At 61.0% G+C, this 22009-nt stretch carries 18 protein-coding genes; 12 read left to right on the top strand and 6 right to left on the bottom strand.

Features of this window, described 5'->3' with window-relative positions; all coding sequences use genetic code 11:
• The first annotated feature begins 31 nt into the window (after window positions 1–31).
• The 6 genes from rho to ACN9MO_RS17420 all read left to right on the top strand — a co-directional run bounded on the left by rho (window position 32) and on the right by ACN9MO_RS17420 (window position 7358).
• Window positions 32–1297, top strand: coding sequence for a transcription termination factor Rho (rho, locus tag ACN9MO_RS17445; protein ID WP_093233478.1), 1266 nt, complete (start codon window positions 32–34; stop codon window positions 1295–1297).
• A 374-nt stretch (window positions 1298–1671) separates the two neighbouring features.
• Window positions 1672–3000 (top strand): tRNA uridine-5-carboxymethylaminomethyl(34) synthesis GTPase MnmE, encoded by a 1329-nt coding sequence (mnmE, locus tag ACN9MO_RS17440; protein ID WP_112995091.1) that lies wholly within the window; start codon window positions 1672–1674, stop codon window positions 2998–3000.
• Between the two features lie 100 nt (window positions 3001–3100).
• Window positions 3101–4984 carry a tRNA uridine-5-carboxymethylaminomethyl(34) synthesis enzyme MnmG gene (mnmG, locus tag ACN9MO_RS17435; RefSeq protein ID WP_113479863.1) on the top strand — a complete coding sequence of 628 codons (1884 nt, stop codon included), beginning with the start codon at window positions 3101–3103 and terminating at the stop codon, window positions 4982–4984.
• The gene (gene rsmG, locus ACN9MO_RS17430) at window positions 4981–5622 is read left to right on the top strand and encodes a 16S rRNA (guanine(527)-N(7))-methyltransferase RsmG (RefSeq protein ID WP_058321626.1); all 642 of its coding nucleotides are present in this window, start codon (window positions 4981–4983) and stop codon (window positions 5620–5622) included. The genes mnmG and rsmG overlap by 4 nt, the downstream gene beginning before the upstream one ends.
• A gap of 15 nt (window positions 5623–5637) precedes the next feature.
• Window positions 5638–6432 (top strand): ParA family protein, encoded by a 795-nt coding sequence (locus ACN9MO_RS17425; RefSeq protein WP_057252015.1) that lies wholly within the window; start codon window positions 5638–5640, stop codon window positions 6430–6432.
• A gap of 35 nt (window positions 6433–6467) precedes the next feature.
• Window positions 6468–7358, top strand: coding sequence for a ParB/RepB/Spo0J family partition protein (locus ACN9MO_RS17420; RefSeq protein ID WP_057252014.1), 891 nt, complete (start codon window positions 6468–6470; stop codon window positions 7356–7358).
• A 219-nt stretch (window positions 7359–7577) separates the two neighbouring features.
• Here ACN9MO_RS17420 and holA read toward each other — a convergent pair whose 3' ends face one another.
• Genes holA through leuS form a run of 3 tightly spaced genes read right to left on the bottom strand, consistent with a single transcriptional unit; the run spans window position 7578 to window position 11772 of the window.
• Window positions 7578–8612: a DNA polymerase III subunit delta gene (gene holA / locus ACN9MO_RS17415; protein WP_058321627.1), complete on the bottom strand. Its 1035-nt coding sequence runs from the start codon at window positions 8610–8612 to the stop codon at window positions 7578–7580.
• A 12-nt stretch (window positions 8613–8624) separates the two neighbouring features.
• On the bottom strand, window positions 8625–9158 hold the full coding sequence (lptE, locus tag ACN9MO_RS17410; RefSeq protein ID WP_057252012.1) for an LPS assembly lipoprotein LptE: 534 nt from the start codon (window positions 9156–9158) through the stop codon (window positions 8625–8627).
• Entirely contained in the window at window positions 9145–11772 is a 2628-nt protein-coding gene (gene leuS / locus ACN9MO_RS17405; RefSeq protein WP_112995093.1) for a leucine--tRNA ligase, read from the bottom strand. The genes lptE and leuS overlap by 14 nt, the downstream gene beginning before the upstream one ends.
• 224 nt (window positions 11773–11996) lie before the next feature.
• Between leuS and ACN9MO_RS17400 the strand changes: the two genes are divergently transcribed.
• Window positions 11997–12656 (top strand): YggS family pyridoxal phosphate-dependent enzyme, encoded by a 660-nt coding sequence (locus ACN9MO_RS17400; protein WP_058321629.1) that lies wholly within the window; start codon window positions 11997–11999, stop codon window positions 12654–12656.
• 111 nt (window positions 12657–12767) lie between these two features.
• Window positions 12768–14675, top strand: a complete 1908-nt coding sequence (locus ACN9MO_RS17395; protein ID WP_113133124.1) for an AMP-binding protein — start codon at window positions 12768–12770, stop codon at window positions 14673–14675.
• 45 nt (window positions 14676–14720) lie between these two features.
• Here ACN9MO_RS17395 and ACN9MO_RS17390 read toward each other — a convergent pair whose 3' ends face one another.
• The gene (locus ACN9MO_RS17390) at window positions 14721–15590 is read right to left on the bottom strand and encodes a LysR substrate-binding domain-containing protein (RefSeq protein ID WP_375374154.1); all 870 of its coding nucleotides are present in this window, start codon (window positions 15588–15590) and stop codon (window positions 14721–14723) included.
• A gap of 138 nt (window positions 15591–15728) precedes the next feature.
• Here ACN9MO_RS17390 and ACN9MO_RS17385 point away from each other — a divergent pair, with 138 nt between their 5' ends.
• Complete coding sequence (locus tag ACN9MO_RS17385; protein ID WP_093233471.1) at window positions 15729–16115, top strand: ectoine synthase; 387 nt, start codon at window positions 15729–15731, stop codon at window positions 16113–16115.
• Between the two features lie 72 nt (window positions 16116–16187).
• Here the strand turns inward: ACN9MO_RS17385 and ACN9MO_RS17380 are convergent, their stop codons facing one another.
• On the bottom strand, window positions 16188–16889 hold the full coding sequence (locus tag ACN9MO_RS17380; protein WP_093233470.1) for a DUF1013 domain-containing protein: 702 nt from the start codon (window positions 16887–16889) through the stop codon (window positions 16188–16190).
• A 227-nt stretch (window positions 16890–17116) separates the two neighbouring features.
• Here ACN9MO_RS17380 and acs point away from each other — a divergent pair, with 227 nt between their 5' ends.
• Complete coding sequence (acs, locus tag ACN9MO_RS17375; RefSeq protein WP_057252006.1) at window positions 17117–19066, top strand: acetate--CoA ligase; 1950 nt, start codon at window positions 17117–17119, stop codon at window positions 19064–19066.
• A 171-nt stretch (window positions 19067–19237) separates the two neighbouring features.
• Here acs and ACN9MO_RS17370 read toward each other — a convergent pair whose 3' ends face one another.
• Complete coding sequence (locus tag ACN9MO_RS17370; RefSeq protein ID WP_057252005.1) at window positions 19238–19438, bottom strand: DUF1674 domain-containing protein; 201 nt, start codon at window positions 19436–19438, stop codon at window positions 19238–19240.
• A gap of 124 nt (window positions 19439–19562) precedes the next feature.
• Between ACN9MO_RS17370 and htpX the strand changes: the two genes are divergently transcribed.
• Both htpX and ACN9MO_RS17360 read left to right on the top strand, forming a co-directional pair.
• The gene (gene htpX, locus ACN9MO_RS17365) at window positions 19563–20522 is read left to right on the top strand and encodes a zinc metalloprotease HtpX (RefSeq protein WP_112995095.1); all 960 of its coding nucleotides are present in this window, start codon (window positions 19563–19565) and stop codon (window positions 20520–20522) included.
• On the top strand, window positions 20522–21934 hold the full coding sequence (locus ACN9MO_RS17360; RefSeq protein ID WP_113133125.1) for an RsmB/NOP family class I SAM-dependent RNA methyltransferase: 1413 nt from the start codon (window positions 20522–20524) through the stop codon (window positions 21932–21934). The genes htpX and ACN9MO_RS17360 overlap by 1 nt, the downstream gene beginning before the upstream one ends.
• Window positions 21935–22009: the final 75 nt, after the last annotated feature.

Genomic DNA, 22009 nt, shown 5'->3' with positions numbered 1-22009 from the left:
CTCCACTACCCATACCAAACATGGATCCTTCATGGCTGAAATGAAGCTACAAGAACTCAAGAACAAGACGCCGACCGATCTGCTCGCCTTTGCCGAGGAGCTCGAGGTGGAGAACGCCAGCACGATGCGCAAGCAGGAGCTGATGTTCGCGATCCTCAAGATGCTCGCGGCTCAGGATATCGAAATCATCGGCGAAGGCGTTGTTGAAGTGCTGCAGGATGGGTTCGGCTTTCTCCGGTCCGCGAATGCAAACTACCTTCCCGGTCCTGATGATATCTACATCTCGCCTTCCCAGATCCGCCGCTTCTCGCTGAAGACCGGCGACACGGTCGAGGGCCCGATCCGCGGACCGAAAGAAGGCGAGCGCTATTTCGCTCTCCTCAAAGTCAACACCATCAATTTCGACGATCCGGAAAAGATCCGTCACAAGGTTCACTTCGACAACTTGACGCCGCTCTATCCGAACGAGCGCTTCAAGATGGAGCTCGAGGTTCCGACGTCGAAAGATCTCTCCGCCCGCGTCATCGACCTGGTGGCGCCGCTCGGCAAAGGCCAGCGCGGTCTGATCGTCGCACCGCCGCGCACCGGTAAGACGGTTCTGTTGCAGAACATCGCGCATTCGATCACTGCCAATCATCCAGAATGTTACCTGATCGTTCTTCTGATCGACGAGCGTCCGGAAGAAGTGACGGATATGCAGCGCTCGGTGAAGGGCGAAGTCGTTTCATCGACCTTCGACGAGCCGGCGACGCGCCACGTCCAGGTCGCCGAAATGGTGATCGAAAAGGCGAAGCGTCTTGTCGAACACGGCCGCGACGTCGTCATCCTGCTCGACTCGATCACCCGCCTCGGCCGCGCCTACAACACGGTCGTTCCGTCATCGGGTAAGGTCCTGACCGGCGGTGTCGATGCCAACGCGCTGCAGCGCCCGAAGCGCTTCTTCGGCGCTGCCCGCAACATCGAAGAAGGCGGTTCGCTGACGATTATCGCGACCGCGCTGATCGATACCGGCAGCCGCATGGACGAAGTCATCTTCGAAGAATTCAAGGGCACCGGCAACTCGGAAATCGTGCTCGACCGCAAGGTCGCCGACAAGCGCATCTTCCCGGCGATGGACATCCTCAAGTCCGGTACGCGTAAGGAAGACCTGCTGGTGCCGCGCCAGGATCTGCAGAAGATCTTCGTGCTCCGCCGCATCCTGGCGCCGATGGGCACGACCGACGCGATCGAGTTCCTCATCGACAAGCTCAAGCAGACGAAGAATAACGGTGATTTCTTCGACTCGATGAACACGTAAGACCCGTTCGATATCCGATTTGAGAGACCGGTCGACTTATCGTCGACCGGTCTTTTGTTTTCCCAAAACCTTAGCCGGATTCTTCTTCCTCATTGATTCGGCTTCGCAACAATCTCGTTCTCTCCGGGATCTGGGATCGGTGATCGCCCCGGCTGATTCACGTGAAACACACCGACGCTGTGAAACATGAGCGTGGCGGGACCTTGATATTTCGGCGCCGTTTCGGCATAAGCTCCCCGACCCTTTGAGTACCGTTTTCATTCTGCGTGAGCACGCTCCGCGAAGAATAAACAATCGGTCCGGAACTTCGACGATCCCCATTGTTTCGACCAGCGAGGCGCCCTTCCGTCACCGCGGTCTTTTCAGGTGAGCCAATGACAGCAATGCACACGATATATGCGCTTTCCAGTGGAGCCCTGCCCGCTGGCGTCGCGGTCGTGCGTGTCAGCGGTCAGCACACTGCGGCGGTCCTACGGGAATTGTGCGGCGATGTCCCGTTACCGCGGGCAGCAACGCTCAAAACGATTCGGACACGCAACGGTCTTGTGATCGATAGCGGTCTTGTTCTCTATTTTCACGGACCAGCCTCTTTCACGGGGGAAGACTGCGCCGAGTTTCAGATCCATGGCGGTCGCGCTGCGGTGAACGCCCTGCTCGAAGAGCTCTCCGAGTTCGAAGGTCTACGCCACGCCGAAGCGGGTGAGTTCTCACGACGCGCCTTCCAGAACGGCAAGCTGGATCTTGTGGAAGTCGAGGGTCTCGCCGACCTGATCGTCGCCGAGACCGAGATGCAGCGCCGCCTGGCGATCGAACACTCTGGCGGCGGGCAATCGCAGGTCTATGCGGCTTGGGCGAAACGTCTCACGCACGCGCGGGCGATGATCGAGGCCGAACTCGACTTTGCTGACGAGGACGATGTGCCGGGCTCGGTGAGCGAACGCATCTGGCAGGACATGTCCGTGCTTGCACAGGAGATCGCCGCACACATCGCCGATGCGCCGATTGCCGAGATCATCCGTGATGGGCTGAAGATCGTCATCGCCGGTGAGCCGAACGCCGGAAAGTCCAGCTTGCTCAATGCACTGGCGCAGAGAGATATCGCGATCGTCACGGAAATTGCCGGGACAACGCGTGACGTGCTCTCGGTGGATCTTTCATTAGCCGGATTCTCAGTCAAGCTTTATGACACCGCCGGTCTGCGTGAAACCGAGGAACGTGTCGAGCAAGAGGGCATACGTCGCGCGCGAGAAATTATCGAGCGAGCAGATTTGATCCTCCTCCTTTCGGAGACGGCGAGCGGCTTTGATTCTCTGTCCGATATCACATCTGACGGCACTGCCGTCTTGCGTGTAGCAACGAAGATAGATCGAGATGATCGGCAATGGTCTCCTGATGAAGCCGATGTTTTGATCTCGACCCGGACGGGTGAAGGCATGGATCGCCTACTGGATGAGATCGCCGCCCATCTCCCCGACCTCAGCGGTCGAACGTCCCTTGCCTTGCCTTCACGTCGCCGTCACGTCGATAGTCTCCGGCAGGCTCTTCGGGCAATCGAAGAGAGCTTGGCGGGGCGACATTACGGCCTGGACATCCGAGCAGAGCAGCTTCGTCTTGCCGGAGACGCGATTGGACGGATTACCGGGCGGGTGGATGTCGAGAACCTTTTGGATGTGATATTTTCCGAATTCTGTATCGGAAAATAGTCTGTGGAAACAACGATACAACGTTTGCGAGTCCTTCGTTGTGTTTCACGTGAAACGATTCGTGCCGGTGCAAAGGTGTGCTGGCTTGGAGATATGAGCAATGACCCAGTATGATGTTATCGTCATTGGCGGTGGACATGCCGGTTGCGAGGCGGCGGCCGCGGCTGCACGTCTCGGCGCCAACACGGCACTGATCACGCACAAGGCGTCGACCATCGGCGTGATGTCCTGCAATCCAGCGATTGGTGGATTGGGCAAGGGCCATCTCGTGCGCGAGATCGATGCCATGGATGGTCTGATGGGTCGGGTCGCCGATGCCGGCGGGATTCAGTTTCGCCTGCTCAACCGTCGCAAGGGCCCGGCTGTCCGCGGTCCGCGCACGCAGGCCGACCGGCGCCTTTATCGCGAAGCCATGCAGCGCGAAATAAGCGGCATTGCCAACCTCACGGTGGTTGAGGGTGACGCCTTCGACTTGATCGAGAGTGATGGCAAGGTCAGCGGTGTCGTCATGAAGGACGGCCGGACGTTTGCATCGACGTCCGTGGTTTTGACGACCGGCACCTTTCTGAAGGGGCTGATCCATATCGGCGACCAGAAGATCCCGGCTGGCCGCGTTGGTGAAGAACCCTCTGTTGGGCTTTCGGCGACACTGCTGCGCTATGGTCTGAAGCTGGGACGTCTGAAGACCGGTACGCCGGCACGCCTGGATGGGCGCGCGATCGATTGGGACAGTGTCGGCCGACAAGGTCCCGACGAGGATCCTGTACCGTTCTCCTTCATGACCGACCGCATTCTGAACCGTCAGATTGATTGCGGCGTGACGCGCACGACCGAGGCCACCCACAAGATCATCGCTGACAATATCGGAAAGTCCGCGATGTATTCGGGTCAGATCGAAGGTGTCGGTCCGCGCTATTGCCCGTCGATCGAAGATAAGATCGTGCGTTTTGGCGAGCGCGACGGTCATCAGATCTTCTTGGAGCCGGAAGGCCTCGACGATGACACCATCTATCCGAATGGGATCTCGACCTCATTGCCGGCTGATATCCAGGAGGCCTTCATTCGAACAATTCCGGGATTGGAGAATGTGGCGATCCTGCAGCCCGGCTATGCCATCGAGTATGACCATGTGGATCCGCGCGAGTTGAACGCGACGCTGGCGGTGCGCAAGATGCCCGGCCTGTTCCTGGCAGGGCAGATCAACGGGACGACAGGTTACGAAGAAGCCGGCGCCCAGGGGCTGGTCGCGGGCCTGAATGCGGCGCTGCTGGCGACCGGTCGGCCCGAGGTGATCTTCAGCCGCACCAACTCCTATATCGGCGTCATGATCGACGACCTGACGTCGCGCGGCATTACCGAGCCTTACCGCATGTTTACATCTCGAGCGGAGTATCGTTTGTCGCTGCGCGCTGATAATGCCGATGCGCGACTGACGCCGTTGGCGATGGAACTCGGCTGTATTTCAGATGCGCGCCGCGACCGCTTTACCGACTGGCAAGTACAGTTCGATGATGGACGGCAACTGTTGAAGAGCCTCTCGGTGACGCCAGCCGAAGGCAATCGTCATGGCCTGAAGCTGAACCAGGATGGCCAGCGGCGCACCGCCTTTGAAATCCTCTCCTATCTGGATCAATCGATTTCCGCCTTGGTGCCGATCTGGCCGGAGCTGTCGTCGATTGGTTCACGGGTCGTCGAGGCGCTGGAAATTGACGCCGCCTATGCGGTCTATATGGACAGGCAGGCGGCGGATATTGCAGGCATTCGCCGCGAGGAAAATCTGGCGATCCCTGAAGGCTTTGACTTTGACAGGCTGTCGGGATTGTCCAATGAGTTGAAGCAGAAGCTGAAACAGCATGCCCCGCGCAATCTGTCGCAGGTGATGAAGGTGGATGGCATGACGCCCGCCGCCGCATCGCTGATCCTTGCCTGGCTGAAGCGTCAAAACGGAAGCGCAGAACGCGAAGAAAAGGCAAGTGCACAATGAAAACGAGTCCAATCGATGTGTTGAACGGACTGCGTGTTTCACGTGAAACGAATGAACGCCTGGAGCACTTTGCCCGCCTTTTTCAGAAGTGGGCGAAGTCGATCAATCTCGTAGCGCCTTCGACGATTGAGGATCTATGGCGCCGCCATATCGTTGATAGCTTGCAGCTTGTACAGTTGTCGCCCGAGCCAAAGACCTGGGTTGATCTGGGAAGCGGCGGCGGCTTCCCGGGCATCATTACGGCGATCTATCTCTCGGAGTTCGCTGACGGCTGGGTGCATCTCGTCGAAAGCAACAACAAGAAAGCCGCATTCTTGCGAGTCGCCTTGGCCGAAACGGGCGCGCGTGGCTCCGTTCACCCGATTCGAATCGAAGAAGCCGGCAAGGTGATTCCGCACGCCGACGCGGTTTCGGCGCGGGCCTTGGCCGATTTGACGCTCTTGCTCGACTACTCTGCGCCGTGGTTGCTGGCAGATGAGCGCAAAACGGTCGCCTATTTCCACAAAGGGCGGGATTACCAGCGCGAAATCGACAAAGCCATTGGCCGCTATCAGTTCGATCTGGTAAAACATCCAAGCGTCGTCGAGCCGGACTCTGTTGTGCTCGAGATCGCAAATCTATCACGCAAGGTTCAGTGATCGGCGAGCGGAAACATGTTTGGCGCAAGAAATCGGATCATCACAATCGCAAATCAGAAAGGTGGAGTCGGTAAAACGACGACCGCCATCAATCTGGCGACTGCTCTCGCGGCAATCGGCGAACGAGTCCTCATCGTCGATCTCGATCCGCAAGGCAATGCCAGCACCGGTCTGGGTATTCAGCGGCGCGATCGGAACCTCTCATCCTATGAGCTGATGATGGGCTCGCACGGGATCAACGAGATAGCACAGCAAACCGCTGTGCCGAATCTTTCGATTGTGCCTTCGACTATGGATCTTCTCGGCGTCGAGATGGAGATTTCTCAGGAACCGGACCGGGTCTTCCGCCTGCGCAAAGCTTTGGTCAGCCCGGCGGCGATGGAGTACTCCTATGTGCTCGTCGATTGCCCGCCGTCGTTCAATCTCCTGACGATGAATGCCATGGCCGCAGCGCATTCCGTGCTGGTGCCGTTGCAGTGCGAGTTCTTCGCGCTGGAAGGTCTCAGCCAGCTGTTGGAAACTGTGGATCAGGTTCGCCGATCGGTGAATCCGTCGCTGGATATACAGGGTATCGTGCTGACGATGTTCGACTCGCGCAACAATCTCGCCCAGCAGGTCGTCAGTGATGTCCGGACCCATCTTGGCGACAAGGTCTATCACACGCTCATTCCGCGCAATGTTCGCGTTTCCGAGGCGCCGTCCTATGGCAAGCCTGCGATTCTCTATGATCTGAAATGCGCTGGAAGCCAGGCCTATCTGCAGTTGGCATCGGAAGTGATTCAGCGTGAACGCCAGCGCAAGGCTGCATAATCATTTCGGTAGCGTAATTTAAATCGGGTGACGATATGAACGACGATAGCTCGAAGAGACGGCTTGGTCGCGGACTGGCCGCGTTGATCGGCGAGATGGATCAACCGCTGCAGGCAGGTGCTTCCGCCCCTGCCCCGGTCAATCCGGACCGGCGTGTGCCGATTGAGTTCGTGTCGCGCAACCCGCGCAACCCGCGCCGGCAGTTCGACGAAGCCGAGCTTCAGGATCTCGCCAATTCGATTCGTCAGCACGGCATCGTTCAGCCCGTTGTCGCTCGCACGATCGGCGCCGACCGCTACGAGATCATCGCCGGCGAACGTCGTTGGCGGGCCGCACAGTTAGCCGGATTCACCGAGATTCCGGTCATTATCCGTGACGTCGACGATCGCACGGCGCTCGAGATCGCGATCGTCGAGAACGTTCAGCGCTCGGATCTCAACCCGCTCGACGAGGCGCTCGGCTATGAGCAGTTGATTGCCGAACACGGTTACACGCAGAACGATCTCGGCGAAATTATCGGCAAGAGCCGCAGCCACGTCGCAAACAGCCTGAGACTGCTGAAATTGCCGGAACCGGTGCGCGACATGCTGTCGGAAGGCGCGCTGTCTGCCGGGCATGCGCGAGCGCTGATTCCGACGTCGGATCCGGCGGCGCTGGCCCGCACGATCGTCTCCAAGGGGCTTTCGGTGCGTGATGCCGAGCGCATCGCCCAGAACGATATCCGCGCGCAGAACGACCCGAATTTCGGCAAGACGGCACGCCGCGACGAGAAGGATGCGGACACGCTGGCGCTTGAACGCACCCTGTCGGACAGCCTTGGCCTCGAGGTCACCGTCAATCACAAGGCTTCCGGCGGCCATCTTCGCATCGCTTACAAGACGCTCGATCAGCTCGAGGAGATCTGCCGTCTGCTCGAGCGCCGCTGAGCGCATACAAACGCCATTGTGAGAACAATCGAGAGGCGCCCCCTGCAAACAAGGGCGCGCCTTAATATATTGATTTCTCTAATCTTTCTGCGCGAACGGACCAGATTCAAAGGGATCGCCTGCAAGGACGCGGATCCATGCGTGTAAAGAGGCAATTCCAGCTAGGAAATGAAGGAAGCAAGCGAACTCAGCCGGCTGAGTTCCCCTGGGCCGAACGCATCAACGCCGTGCGGATTGCACCGCGATCGCCATGAGGTTCTGCAAGACCAGGCTTTCTTCGAGGCTGGCGCGACTGCGGCTTTGGAAGATGGTTGTCTGCAGGCGATTGAGTTCACGGCGTATCGCCGGCGCCGTCCATTGCTTCAGCGCGGCCTCGACGATCGGTTTGCGTCGGAAATGCAGACCACGCCCGAGCGTCGCAATCACTTGCCCTGCCTGTTGACGACTGGCGTCCATCTCGGCGCGCATCACGTCGAGCTGCTGGAACTGTCGCAGACAGGCCTGCAGTACCAGAAACGCCGGGGTCTTCGAGGTCGTGATCTTTTGCATCGCGTGCAGCAGGCCATCGAGATCGCCCTTGAGCACCGCATCGACCGCGTCATCGACGGAAATGGCGCTGGCATCGCCGACGATGTCGAGCACGTCCTCCTCGTCCACGGCCGTCTTCCCACGGCAGTAAAGGGCGAGCTTGCGCAGCTCGTTGCGTGACGCCAGACGGTCGCCGCCGAGAGCGTCCACCAGGCGCGCACGGGCGGCCGGCGTGATTCCCAGCTTCTCGTCGCCAAGTTCCTTATCAATCAAGGCCTGCAGGCCGCGAACGTCATCACTGTAGCAGGCGATACAGGCAACAGAGCGGGCCGTCTCGCCGATCTTGCGAAGGGCGGCACCCTTCTTCAGGTCACCGGCCTCGACGATCACATAGCTGCCTGAGGGCGGCTCGGCCGCCAAAAGCTGCATCGCGTCGACGAGTGACTTCTCGTTGGCTGCTCCCCGCACCCAGATGAGCTTCTCACCGCCAAACAGCCCGATGGAATTGACCTCGTCCAGCAGCCGGCCGGGCGATTGCGCCAGCTCGCTGACATCGAGCTTCAGGACGGAAAAGGGATCATCCAGCGGCACGCCGCAGCGCGCGGCGAGTGCGGACGCACGCTCGGATACGAGCCCGCGATCGGGCCCGTAGAGAATGAACAGCCGGTAGACCCCGACGGACTTCTGGAGGAAGGAGTCGAATTCGTGCGACTTGACTTCGCTCATCCCGACACCGGACTAGCGACTGAGGGCCGCGGCAACATCAGCCCGGATCAGCTCGGCCAATTCCTTTGCGGCGCGGTTTTCGCCATCGCGCACGGCGCGCACCTTGGCAAATTCCTGGACGGAGAAGTCGACAAGCGCGACCGCCGTGCGGTTGCCAGACTTGATCGTCTCGCCCGTTCCGATCTTCGTCAGGTTGTAGTCCGCCTTGACGACGATGCGTCCGGCGCTTGCCCGATCCACGCGGTCCTTGTTCTGATCATAGAGCACGCCCATGGCGCGGCTCGTGACGTCCAGCGACAGGTGATATTGCGGGTTTACCGGTTCGCCCTGCCCGCCCGCCACAAGGAAGATCAGCGCGTTGCGGACTTCCTGTTCGACGCGCTCGTCGGCATCGGAGATCTCGATCGCCGCCAGCGCCGTCGACGTACCGACAGGATCGGAGTAGAGCGGCCTGACCTGGCAGCCGGCGAGCGCGGTCAGCAAAAGAACACCTGCCAGCACCGGAAACGACCGGATACGGGAGCCAGCTCTATCAGACAACGACATTGACGATCCTCTGGGGCACGACGATGATTTTCTTGGGGCTGCTGCCGTTGAGCGCGGACTTGACGGCATCGAGCGCCAGGACGGCGCTTTCGATCGCACTCTGATCCGCATCGCGGGCGATTGTCAAATCGGCGCGCTTCTTGCCGTTGATCTGCACGGGAAGGGTAATTTCGTTCTCGACGACCAGCGCAGGATTGAACGTCGGCCAGCCGCGCTCCGCGATCAGCCCCTCGCCGCCGATTTCGCGCCAGCATTCCTCGGCGAGGTGCGGCGTCATCGGTGCAATCAGGCTGACCAGGATCGTCGTGGCGTCCTTTACAGCGCTCGCGAGCGCTGCGTCCGCCTTGCCGGCGGCAACCTGTGTCAGCGGTGCGGCAAGCGTGTTCACGAGCTCATAGATCCGTGCCACGGCCTTGTTGAAGGCCAGCTTGTCATAATCCGCCTCGACCGCGCGCAGCGTCTTGTGCGCGGCCTGAGAAACGGCAAGGGCCTCGCCTTCAAGCGCCGGTACGGCTTCGATCCCGCGCAGCTTTTCGGCCGCCTCGCTGATCAAGCGCCATACGCGCTGGACGAAGCGATGTGATCCTTCGACACCGGCTTCGGACCAGATGACGTCACGATCCGGCGGCGAATCGGAGAGAACGAAGAAGCGCGCGGTATCGGCGCCATAGGAAGCGATGATGTCGTCGGGATCGACGACGTTCTTCTTCGACTTCGACATCTTCTCGATCGAGCCGATGGCGATTTCCTCGCCGGTCTCGAGCAGCACGGCGCGGCGGCGTCCGTCGATTTCCTCGATGCGGATCTCGGCCGGGGTCACCCATTCGCGCTGGGCACCCTCGCCGCGGCTATAGGTTTCGTGCACGACCATGCCCTGGGTGAAGAGACCCTTGAACGGCTCGTCGAGCGCGACATGACCGGTCGCCTTCATCGCGCGGGTGAAGAAGCGCGAGTAGAGCAGGTGCAGGATCGCGTGCTCGATGCCGCCGATATATTGATCCACCGGCAGCCAATGGTTGGCGACCTTGGGGTCGGTCGGATTGTCTTCCCACGGCGCGGTGAAGCGGGTGAAGTACCAGGACGAATCGACGAAGGTGTCCATCGTGTCCGTCTCGCGCCGGGCATCCTTGCCGCAATGCGGGCAGGCAACGTGGCGCCAGGTCGGGTGACGGTCGAGCGGATTGCCCGGCTTGTCGAAGGTGACGTCCGGCGGCAGAATGACCGGCAGGTCGGCCTTCGGAACCGGCACGACGCCACAATCATCACAATGGATGACCGGAATCGGGCAGCCCCAATAGCGCTGACGCGAAATGCCCCAGTCGCGCAGGCGGAAGTTCACCTTGCGCTCGGCGCGCCGCGTGCCGTCGAGCGTTTCCTGCTCGAGCTTCGAGGCGACTGTCTCAAATGCCTCTTCCGTCGACAGGCCGTCGAGGAAGCGCGAGTTGATCATCACGCCGTCGCCGATATAGGCCTCGTCGCCGATGGCGAAGGTTGCGGCATCGCCGTCCTTCGGCATAACGACCGGAACAACCGGCAGGTCGTACTTGCGGGCGAAGTCGAGGTCGCGCTGGTCACCGGAGGGGCAGCCGAAGATGGCGCCCGTGCCGTAGTCCATCAGTACGAAATTTGCGACATAAACAGGCAGTTCCCAGCTCGGATCGAGCGGGTGCTTGGCGCGAATGCCGGTATCGATGCCCTTCTTTTCCGCCGTTTCCAGCGCGGCGAGCGAGGTGCCGGCGCGGCGGCACTCCTCGCAGAAGGCATCGACTTCCGGATTGGTCGCCGCCGCCTGCCTAGCCAGCGGATGGTCGGCAGCGATCGCCAGGAAGGAAGCGCCGAAGAGCGTGTCCGGACGGGTCGTGTAGACGGTCAGCTCGGTCGCGTCACCGGCGGTGCCTTCGACCAGTTCCCAACGCAGCGACAGGCCTTCGGAGCGGCCGATCCAGTTCTTCTGCATCAGGCGCACCTTCTCGGGCCACTGATCCAGCGTGTCGAGCGCGTCGAGCAGTTCCTGGCTGAAGTCGGTGATGCGGAAGAACCACTGCGTCAGTTCGCGCTGTTCGACCAGCGCGCCCGACCGCCAGCCGCGGCCGTCGATCACCTGCTCATTGGCGAGCACGGTGTTGTCGACCGGGTCCCAGTTGACCTTCGACTGCTTGCGGTAGACGAGGCCCTTCTCCAGGAAGTCCAGGAACAGGTGCTGCTGGCGCTGGTAGTAGGCGGGGTCGCAGGTCGCGAATTCGCGGTTCCAGTCGAGCGACAGGCCCATGACCTTGAGCTGCGCCTTCATCGAGGCGATGTTCTGGTAGGTCCAGCTTGCCGGATGCACGCCGCGTTCCATGGCAGCGTTTTCGGCCGGCATGCCGAAGGCGTCCCAGCCCATCGGGTGCAGCACGTTGAAGCCGCGGGCGCGCTTGTAGCGCGCCACCACGTCACCCATGGTGTAGTTGCGCACGTGGCCCATATGGATGCGGCCCGACGGATAGGGGAACATCTCGAGCACGTAGTACTTTTCGCGCGGATCGTCGTTCTCGGTCTGGAAGACCTCGTTCTTTTCCCATTCCTGCTGCCAACGGGGCTCGGCATCACGCGGATTGTATCGTTCGCTAGACATGTCTTTTCGATGTTCCGGAAGTTCTGCGGCGCATAGGGCGCGCCTCATGATAGTTGGGGTGACCTTCACCACGAAACCGCCTGACGGTCAAGTTTTTGAAGGGTTTGCCGCGACACTTTGGCGGATTTGCGCCCGTCATGAGGGTGGCGGTCTTGGCAAGCCGATCAACTTTGCCTAATCCGCTCGGTGAGTGGTTTGAGAAATCCGTTTCGGAGAAAAGGTCCATGGAAGTCCAAGAGCGATTGCAGGATGTCGTGAGCCGGATTCAGGCGGCAGAGAAGTCTGCTCATCGCGCCAAGGGTGCAGCCACGCTGGTCGCCGTGTCCAAAACCTTCGACGCCGATGCAATCCGGCTGGTGATTTCCGCAGGCCAGCGGGTCTTCGGAGAGAACCGGGTTCAGGAAGCGCAAGGCAAGTGGCCGGTGCTGAAGGCTGAAACGCCCAGCCTCGAACTGCACCTGATCGGCCCGCTGCAGTCGAACAAGGCGGCTGAGGCAGTCGCCCTTTTCGACGTCATCGAGACGGTCGATCGCGAGAAGATTGCCCGCGCGCTTGCCGCGGAAATGCAGAAGCAGGGCCGGAACCTCAGGCTCTACGTTCAGGTCAACACCGGGCTGGAGCCGCAGAAGGCCGGCATCCCACCGGAGGAAACGGTCGCCTTCGTCGATCTTTGCCGCCAGGAGCTGGGTCTGCAGATAGAGGGGCTGATGTGCATTCCGCCGGTCGAGGAAAATCCCGGCCCGCATTTCGCCCTGCTCGCCAAGCTGGCCGCCGCCTGCAAGCTCGAGAAGCTGTCGATGGGCATGTCCGGCGATTTCGAGACGGCGGTGCAGTTCGGCGCCACCAGCGTCCGTGTCGGTTCGGCCATTTTCGGCGCGCGATAACGCCATTTCGCCGCATTACGCTTTCGTCGGGGTTCCCCTGCCCACCCATTAGCCTATCCTTGTGCACGAGGAGGCCGGACATGTCCGGCAAATGCATAGGGAGGAACGGAAATGGCGAGTCGCTATTCCGAAGTGTACGCCGCCTGGAAGGCGGATCCGCAAGGTTTCTGGTCCGGTGCTGCCGACGCCATCGACTGGTTCGAACGCCCGCAACGCGCTTTCGATGCCGCGGGCGGCACCTATGGGCACTGGTATGCCGGTGGCTCGACGAACACCTGCTATAACTGTCTCGACCGCCACGTCGAAGCCGGGCGCGGCGAGCAGATCGCTTTCATCTATGACAGTCCGGTCACCGGCCGTGTCGAGCGCATCTCCTATGCGGCATTGCTTGCCGATGTGGCAGCACTGGCTGCCGTCTATCGGAAGCTCGGTGTCGGCAAGGGTGATCGCATCATCATCTACATGCCGATGATCCCGCAGGCGGCGGTTGCCATGCTGGCCGCCGCCCGCATCGGCGCCGTTCATTCGGTGGTCTTCGGCGGTTTTGCCGCCAACGAACTGGCGGTGCGCATCGACGATTGCCAGGCTAAGCTCGTGGTGTCCGCAAGCTGCGGCATCGAACCCGGCCGAACCGTCGCCTATAAGCCGCTGCTCGATGCAGCGCTGGAGATCGCGACCCACAAGCCGGCGCATTGCCTCGTCTTCCAACGGGAAATGGCGGAAGCGGACATGATGGAGGGACGCGACATCGATTTCGCTGTGGCGCTGGCGGCGGCGAAGCAGGAGGGTGAAGGGGTCGGATGCACGCCCGTTGCCTCAACCGATCCGCTTTACGTGCTCTATACGTCGGGCACCACCGGCCAGCCCAAGGGCGTGGTGCGCGACAATGGCGGCCACATGGTTGCGCTCAAATGGTCCATGGAGAACTTCTTCGGCGTCCAGCCGGGAGAGGTATTCTGGGCCGCCTCCGATATCGGCTGGGTCGTCGGCCACTCCTATATCGTCTATGGCCCGCTCCTGAACGGCAGCACCTCGATCCTCTTCGAGGGCAAGCCGGTCGGCACGCCCGATCCCGGAACCTATTGGCGGATCATCGCCGAGCACGGGGTCGTGGTGATGTTCACGGCGCCGACCGCTCTGCGCGCGATCCGCAAGGACGATCCCGATGCGTCCTATGTCGGCCGCTATGACCTGTCGCGCTTCCGCGCGCTGTTCCTTGCCGGTGAGCGGGCGGATCCGGATACGATCCGCTGGGCGGAGAAAGCGCTTGGGGTGCCCGTTATCGACCACTGGTGGCAGACGGAGACCGGTTGGCCCGTGGCCGGCAATCCCATGGGTCTCGGCCTGTTGCCGGTCAAGTACGGTTCTCCGGCGGTCCCACTGCCGGGGTATGATGTCCAGATTCTCGACGATGCCGGACATCCGGTCGGCCCGGGCACGCTCGGCAATGTCGTCGTAAAACTGCCGCTGCCGCCCGGCTGCCTGCCGACGCTTTGGAACGCAGACCATCGGTTCCGCGCGGCCTATCTCGAAGATTTTCCCGGCTATTACAAGACCGCCGATGCCGGCTATCTCGACGAGGATGGCTATATCTTCATCATGGCGCGCACCGACGACATCATCAACGTCGCGGGTCACCGGCTCTCGACCGGGGCAATGGAGGAGGTCTGCGCCAGCCATCCTGATGTCGCCGAATGCGCTGTCATCGGGATAGCCGATGATTTGAAGGGTCAGGTGCCAGCGGGCTTCCTCGTCATCAATTCCAATGTTTCCCGTGAAACGTCGGAGATCGAACGCGAAGTGATCAGCCTCGTGCGCGAGCGCATCGGGCCGGTGGCGGCCTTCCGCATGGCGATTTGCGTCAAGCGACTGCCGAAGACGCGGTCGGGCAAGATCCTGCGGGCTACGATCCAGAAAATTGCCGATCGCCAACCCTGGAAAATGCCGGCGACGATCGACGACCCGGTTATCCTGGACGAGATCACGTTGGCGCTGCATGGCCGGGGAATCGGCATCTAGCGACTTCCTGAGCCGGCTTATGATGTGAGCGCCACGGCGCTTGCATTAAGACCTGACGACGGTCGCGAACCAGTCGCTGAACACTGACACTGCCTTTGAGCGCGCGGTCTTGGTAATGAGAAAGTAGCTCTCGTCTTCGAGAGTGGCGATATCGGAGAGGATCACGAGGTCGCCGCTTTCGATTTCGCGCCGGAAGACCTCGACCGGACAAAGGGCCACGCCATGGCCGGCAATGACGGCCGTGGCGAGCAGGTTGAAGTCCTGGAAGATGGGACCTCGCAGGCTTTGTCCCGTCGTCACCCCTGCCCTGGCGAACCAATCGCGCCACCGCGAGGTTGTCTCGTCGTGCAGCAGATCGGCGGAAGCGATCGCCTGCACTGCCCTCAACTCACCTTTCCGTTCGATGTAACGGGGGCTCGCAACTGGCCGATTGATTCGCGAAAACAGCCGGTCTGACCGCGTCCCTTCGCTCGTATCGGCGCCGAGAGTGATGAGGATATCGCAGCCGGTTTCGCGCAATTGCTGTTCGGCCATGGCGTAGACGACCTTGACGTCGACCTCGGGATGACGGCCGAGAAATTCACCGAGTGCCGGTATCAGCCAGCGGGTGGCGATCGAGGGAATACAGGCGACGCTCACTTGCGCCTTGGCATTCAATCGCAGCAACTCCGTTTCCGCGGCGATGCGCTCGAACGCCGATGTCAGCGCCGTTGCTAGGCTTTCAGCCTCTGCTGCTAGCCGCACTCCACGTTTCTCCCGCACGAAGAGCGGGCGGCCAAACCACTCTTCCAGCAAGCGGATCTGGTGGCTGACGGCCGCATGCGTCACATGCAGTTCGTCGCCGGCGCGGGAGAAACTTGCCAAACGCGCTGCGGCTTCGAAGGCGCGCAGCATGCCGAGTGGTGGCAGCATCATCTGTAAATTTTCCTCATCAATTCCGTGAGGAATCGTCGTTTGATTGGCTTCCTATGTCAACGGATACTGAGCTCATCGTGGAAAGGGCGGAAGAATCCCGTCCGAAAACATTAGAAATCCTTACAGATGGAGAGACCCATGTTCGTGCGCAGCCTGCAGCAGATCGAAGCAACCGATCATTTCGTCGAATGGGGCAGCGGCACCAGTCATCGGCTGCTTACCGAAAGGGATGGCATGGGCTTCACCGTATGCCACACGGTGGTGCGCGCCGGCACGGTATCGCTGCTCGAATATCGCAACCATCTGGAGGCCTGCTACTGCATCGCCGGCCACGGTGAGGTCGAGGATATGCAGGGCAAGATCTTCCCGATCAACAAGGGCGATATCTACGTGCTGGACCAGCACGACAAACACTATCTGCGCGGCGGCAAGGACGAAGATCTGATCCTCGTCAGCATCTTCAATCCGCCGCTTAAAGGGACCGAGCGCCACAACCTCAACGATCCATCCGGTTCGGCCTATTGAACGTATTGAACACTGGCCAACAAAAAAGCCCGGATCGACGATCCGGGCTTTTTTCATCGAGCTGGACGGCGATCAATAGTGATCGTCTTCGTCCTCGTCCTTGCGGTCCGACTTCAGCGACTTGAGCTTGGCGAAGACGGCATCGGCGTCAATTTCCTTCTCTTCCTCGCGCTCGTAGTTGAAGCCCAGCTTTTCGGTCTCCTGAGCCGATTCCAGCGTCTGGCCGAGTTCGGCAGCCGTCGGCAGCGGACGGCCCTTGGAGGCGCGTTCGACTTCGAGGTCGAGGTCGATCTGCGAGCAGAGGCCGAGTGTCACCGGATCCATCGGCGTCAGGTTGGCGGAATTCCAGTGGGTGCGCTCGCGGATCTGCTCGATCGTCGACTTGGTGGTGCCGACGAGGCGCGAAATCTGTGCATCCTTCAACTCGGGATGGTTGCGAACCAGCCAGAGAATGGCGTTGGGGCGATCCTGGCGCTTGGAGACCGGGGTGTAGCGCGGACCTTTACGCTTCGAGTCAGGAACGCGGACCTTCGGCTCGGAAAGCTTCAGCTTGTGGTTGGGGTTTCCTTCTGCGCGAGCGATCTCGTCACGCGAAAGCTGGCCCGTGGCAATCGGGTCGAGGCCCTTGATGCCCTGCGCGGATTCACCGTCGGCGATCGCCTTTACTTCAAGCGGGTGCAGCTTGCAAAACTGCGCGATCTGGTCGAAGGACAGCGCGGTATTGTCAACGAGCCAGACGGCTGTTGCCTTGGGCATAAGCAGTTGCTGAGCCATGGATATAGTCCTTTTGTCCGCCGCGCCGGTGTCGCGGGCCGTGGAGTCTACCACTGATTTCCGGGAAATGTGGGCCTCTATACCGTCCTTGTCTCAAAATTGCAATTCTTCAGTTCCAAATGTCCTTTTGTCTAATTGCGGCAGCCATTTGACCTGCTATGTATGTCCGCGAAACGGGCTGGCCCTGGGAGTGGCGAGCCGCACTAGGAATGCGTAGGGAGGAAAATATGTCCGCCAAAATCTATCCGGTGTTGAAGTCTGCCAAGAGCCGGACGTTGCTCGACAACGCCACTTACCTGAAGTGGTACGAGGAGAGTGTTTCGGACCCGGCAAAGTTCTGGGGCAAACACGGCAAACGGATCGATTGGTTCAAGCCCTATACCAAGGTCAAGAACACCTCCTTCAAGGGCAAGGTTTCGATCAAGTGGTATGAAGACGGCCTCACCAACGTCTCCTACAACTGTATCGACCGCCACCTGAAGACGCATGGCGAGAAGACGGCAATCATCTGGGAAGGTGACAACCCCTATATCGACAAGAAGATCACCTACAACCAGCTCTACGAGCAGGTTTGTCGCCTCGCCAACGTGCTGAAGAAGCACGGCGTCAAAAAGGGCGACCGCGTCACCATCTACATGCCGATGATCCCGGAGGCGGCCTATGCGATGCTTGCCTGCGCCCGCATCGGTGCCATCCATTCGGTCGTCTTCGGCGGTTTCTCGCCGGATGCGCTTGCCGGCCGTATCGTCGACTGCGAATCCACCTTCGTCATTACCTGCGATGAGGGCGTGCGCGGCGGCAAGCCGGTACCGCTCAAGGAAAACACCGACACCGCGATCGACATCGCGGCTAAGCAGCATGTCATCGTCAACAAGGTGCTCGTGGTCCGCCGCACCGGCGGCAAGACCGCCTGGGCGCCTGGCCGCGACCTCTGGTATCACCAGGAAATCGCCACGGTGAAGCCGCATTGCGAGCCGGCGAAGATGAAGGCGGAAGATCCGCTGTTCATCCTCTATACCTCAGGCTCGACCGGCAAGCCGAAGGGCGTGCTGCACACGACCGGCGGTTACCTCGTCTATGCGTCGATGACGCATGAATATGTCTTCGACTACCGCGACGGCGAAGTCTACTGGTGCACGGCCGACGTCGGCTGGGTCACCGGCCACTCTTATATCGTCTACGGCCCGCTGGCGAATGCGGCGACGACCGTCATGTTCGAAGGTGTCCCGAATTTCCCGGATGCTGGGCGCTTCTGGGAAGTGGTCGAAAAGCACAAGGTCAACGTCTTCTACACGGCGCCGACGGCGATCCGCTCGTTGATGGGTGCCGGTGACGACTTCGTCAAGCGCTCGTCGCGCTCGTCGCTCCGCCTGCTCGGCTCGGTTGGTGAGCCGATCAACCCGGAAGCCTGGGAGTGGTACTACAACGTCGTCGGCGAGCAGAAGTCGCCGATCGTCGATACCTGGTGGCAGACGGAGACCGGTGGCATCCTGATTACGCCGCTGCCGGGCGCAACCGATCTCAAGCCCGGTTCCGCCACCCGGCCGTTCTTCGGTGTGCAGCCGCAGCTGGTCGACAATGAAGGAAACGTGCTTGAGGGCGCCGCTGACGGCAACCTCTGCATCACCGACAGCTGGCCCGGCCAGATGCGCACGATCTACGGCGATCACGCGCGCTTCGGCCAGACCTACTTCGCCACTTACAAGGGCAAGTATTTCACCGGTGACGGCTGCCGTCGCGATGAGGACGGCTATTACTGGATCACCGGTCGCGTGGACGACGTTCTCAATGTTTCCGGCCACCGTCTCGGAACGGCAGAAGTCGAATCGGCGCTGGTATCGCATCACCTCGTCTCGGAAGCGGCAGTTGTCGGCTATCCGCATCCGATCAAGGGCCAGGGCATCTACTGCTATGTTTCGCTGATGGCCGGCGAAATCGGCAATGACGATCTTCGCGCTGCTTTGGTGAAGCACGTCCGTTCGGAAATCGGACCGATCGCCACGCCGGACAAGATCCAGTTCGCACCGGGCCTGCCGAAGACCCGCTCTGGCAAGATCATGCGACGCATCCTGCGCAAGATCGCCGAAGACGATTTCGGCGCGCTCGGCGATACTTCGACGCTCGCCGATCCGGCCGTCGTCGACGACCTCATCGCCAATCGTCAGAACAAGGCCTGATCTCTTGCGGCCGCTACGAGCCCACTGGGTGTGTAGCGGCCGTTTCGACTGAAACAAATAAGGTTTGCACGTGATTTGCGGTGTCGCTGCACGCAGTGCTCTGCACCTGTGGCGATTTAGTGAGCCGGATTCAGTTCGCAGCTAAGGGGCCGGCGGCTTGCCGCCTCAAGCTTAGAAGTCGATCGCCCGACCCTTGATCTCCCAGTCGCCGTAGCGGGCAGGATCTTCACCGCCGCGTCCGCCGATCTCTGGTGGCAATTCCTTCTTCTCTTCCGCCTGACGCCGCTCTTCGGCTTCCTTCAGCGCGCGCATGGCTGCGGGCGGCAGTGGCCGTTTCGGGCGATCGGGAGCGTTGTCATTGTCGTTCTGCATCTGAACGGTATCCGGATTCGAGCATCAATATTGAAGAACGGGGCATTTGCACCCATCATATAGGATGCCGTTCACACAACGGGAACCCTGATTCACGTGAAACATCGACGATCCGGAGACTTAGATGAACCTTGTCCGCACCGCCATGCTGCTTGCAGTCATGACCGCCCTGTTCATGGCGGTGGGCTTCGTCATCGGCGGACGCGGCGGCATGATGATCGCCTTCGTCATGGCCGCGGGCATGAACTTCTTCTCGTACTGGAACTCCGACAAGATGGTGCTGCGCATATATCGCGCCCAGGAAGTCGATGAGCGCTGTGCGCCGGAGTACTACGGCATCGTGCGTGACCTTGCCCGGAATGCCGGTCTGCCGATGCCGCGCGTCTATGTGATCGACAGCCCCCAGCCGAATGCCTTCGCCACCGGTCGCAATCCCGAAAATGCCGCGGTTGCCGCCTCCACCGGCCTGCTGCATGCGCTGAACTATGATGAAGTGGCGGGCGTCATGGCGCACGAACTGGCGCACGTGCAGAACCGTGATACGCTCACGATGACGCTGACGGCGACGCTTGCCGGCGCGATCTCGATGCTCGGCAACTTTGCCTTCTTCTTCGGCGGCAACCGTGAAAACAACAATCCGCTCGGTTTCATCGGCACGCTGGTCGCCATGATCGTGGCGCCGATGGCGGCGATGCTGGTGCAGATGGCGATCAGCCGTACCCGTGAATACTCGGCTGACCGGCGCGGCGCCGAGATCTGCGGCAAGCCCATGGCGCTGGCCTCGGCGCTGCAGAAGATTGCCGGTGCGGCGCAGCAGATTCACAATGACGACGCCGAACGCAATCCGGCGACGGCGCATATGTTCATCATCAACCCGCTCTCCGGCGAGCGGATGGACAACCTGTTCTCGACCCATCCGAACACCGAAAACCGGATTGCGGCCCTGCAGCAGATGGCCCAGGAAATGTCTTCGGTCTCGACGCCGCCGGTTCGGGCTGATAATCCGGTGCGCAAATCGCGCTCTGTACCCTCTACCGGTTGGGGTCGCGGTGGTTCCGAACCACCCAAAGGTCCCTGGTCCTGATGTCCACAGATAACAAGAACGATTCACTCCCGAAACGATCGCACCGAAACGGCGCCGCAGCGAAATCGAAAAAACCCGCCGATGCGCCTCGCGGCCCGGAAAAACCGGGGCTGAGAGCACGTCAGGCCGCCGCCAAGATTCTCGGCGCGGTGATCGACCGCAAGACGTCGCTCGACGGCATGCTCGACAGCGAGCACGGCAATCCGGCCTATCGCGAACTCAGTGAGGCCGACCGTGCTCTGGTGCGGGCGATCCTGAACTCAGGGCTTCGCCATCTCCCGCGCATCCAGGCCGCCATCAATTCGCTGTTGCAGACGCCTTTGCCGGAGGGCGCGCGCGCGCTCGATCACGTACTTGCCGTCGCGGCAGCGCAGATCCTCTATCTCGATGTGCCTGATCATTCCGCCGTCGACCTCGCCGTTGAGCAGGCGCAGGCGGATCCGCGCAATCGGCGTTTCGCCAATCTCGTGAATGCGGTTCTTCGGCGCCTGTCACGTGAAAAGGATGCCATTCTCGAAGGTATGCGTGATGTCCCGGCGATGCCGGATTGGTTCTTCGAGCGCCTGGTCGCCCGCTATGGCGCTGGACCAGCCCAACAGATCGCGGAAGCGCAGCTGACGCCGGCGGCAATCGATTTGTCGGTCAAGTCTGAGCCCGCAGCTTGGGCCGAGCGTCTTGGTGGCATCGTCTTGCCGACCGGTTCGGTCCGTCTCGGCGCATTTTCCGGCTCCATCCCTTCCTTAGCCGGATTCGACGATGGCGCATGGTGGGTTCAGGATGCTGCAGCGTCGATACCGGCGCGGCTGTTCGGCGACCTCAGCGGCAAGCGGGTCGTCGATCTCTGTGCCGCACCGGGCGGCAAGACCGCACAGCTCATCCTCGCCGGCGCCGAAGTGACGGCGCTTGATCAGTCCGGCAGCCGTTTGCGTCGGCTGAAGGGCAATCTGAAGCGGCTTGGCCTGGAGGCGGAGACGAAGGAAGTTAACATGGCCGACTTCCAGCCGGAAATGCTGTTCGATGCGGCCCTGCTCGATGCACCCTGCTCTTCCACCGGCACGACACGTCGTCACCCCGACGTGCTGTGGACCAAGGGGCCGGAGGATATCGCAAAGCTCGCCACCTTGCAGGAGCGGCTGCTCCGCCATGCGCTCACCGTCGTCAAGCCCGGTGGCATCGTCGTCTTTTCCAATTGCTCTCTCGATCCGCTCGAAGGCGAAGAGGTTGTTAAGCGAGTGATCGGTTCCGGTGCTGCCTATGAACGGGTTGCGATTTCGGCTGCGGACTGGCCGGGGCTGGAGGACGCAATCACGCCGCTCGGCGAAATGCGCACCACGCCGGCGATGTTCCCGCTCGACGCGCCCTTTGCCAGTGGTCTCGACGGCTTCTACGCGGCGGTGATTCGCCGCAAATAGCAGCGCCAACCGAAGTTGAGTCGGTCAAAATGGGGCTCAAGGCCCTGTTTTGCCGCGTCATTTGACGCTATCGCG

This window comes from Ensifer sp. R-19, assembly GCF_049905105.1.
In the GTDB taxonomy this organism is placed as follows: domain Bacteria; phylum Pseudomonadota; class Alphaproteobacteria; order Rhizobiales; family Rhizobiaceae; genus Ensifer.
The sequence above is the reverse complement of the archived record's forward strand: the minus strand, read 5'-3'. Positions and strand labels throughout refer to the sequence as shown.

Coding starts and splice junctions, on each gene's coding strand:
- lptE (WP_057252012.1), bottom strand. CDS start 9,158: ATGTCGTTGTCTGATAGAGCTGGCTCCCGTATCCGGTCGTTTCCGGTG.
- mnmG (WP_113479863.1), top strand. CDS start 3,101: ATGACCCAGTATGATGTTATCGTCATTGGCGGTGGACATGCCGGTTGC.
- ACN9MO_RS17385 (WP_093233471.1), top strand. CDS start 15,729: ATGTTCGTGCGCAGCCTGCAGCAGATCGAAGCAACCGATCATTTCGTC.
- ACN9MO_RS17390 (WP_375374154.1), bottom strand. CDS start 15,590: ATGATGCTGCCACCACTCGGCATGCTGCGCGCCTTCGAAGCCGCAGCG.
- ACN9MO_RS17380 (WP_093233470.1), bottom strand. CDS start 16,889: ATGGCTCAGCAACTGCTTATGCCCAAGGCAACAGCCGTCTGGCTCGTT.
- ACN9MO_RS17370 (WP_057252005.1), bottom strand. CDS start 19,438: ATGCAGAACGACAATGACAACGCTCCCGATCGCCCGAAACGGCCACTG.
- rsmG (WP_058321626.1), top strand. CDS start 4,981: ATGAAAACGAGTCCAATCGATGTGTTGAACGGACTGCGTGTTTCACGT.
- rho (WP_093233478.1), top strand. CDS start 32: ATGGCTGAAATGAAGCTACAAGAACTCAAGAACAAGACGCCGACCGAT.
- ACN9MO_RS17400 (WP_058321629.1), top strand. CDS start 11,997: ATGGAAGTCCAAGAGCGATTGCAGGATGTCGTGAGCCGGATTCAGGCG.
- ACN9MO_RS17395 (WP_113133124.1), top strand. CDS start 12,768: ATGGCGAGTCGCTATTCCGAAGTGTACGCCGCCTGGAAGGCGGATCCG.
- htpX (WP_112995095.1), top strand. CDS start 19,563: ATGAACCTTGTCCGCACCGCCATGCTGCTTGCAGTCATGACCGCCCTG.
- ACN9MO_RS17360 (WP_113133125.1), top strand. CDS start 20,522: ATGTCCACAGATAACAAGAACGATTCACTCCCGAAACGATCGCACCGA.
- acs (WP_057252006.1), top strand. CDS start 17,117: ATGTCCGCCAAAATCTATCCGGTGTTGAAGTCTGCCAAGAGCCGGACG.
- holA (WP_058321627.1), bottom strand. CDS start 8,612: ATGAGCGAAGTCAAGTCGCACGAATTCGACTCCTTCCTCCAGAAGTCC.
- leuS (WP_112995093.1), bottom strand. CDS start 11,772: ATGTCTAGCGAACGATACAATCCGCGTGATGCCGAGCCCCGTTGGCAG.
- ACN9MO_RS17420 (WP_057252014.1), top strand. CDS start 6,468: ATGAACGACGATAGCTCGAAGAGACGGCTTGGTCGCGGACTGGCCGCG.
- ACN9MO_RS17425 (WP_057252015.1), top strand. CDS start 5,638: ATGTTTGGCGCAAGAAATCGGATCATCACAATCGCAAATCAGAAAGGT.
- mnmE (WP_112995091.1), top strand. CDS start 1,672: ATGACAGCAATGCACACGATATATGCGCTTTCCAGTGGAGCCCTGCCC.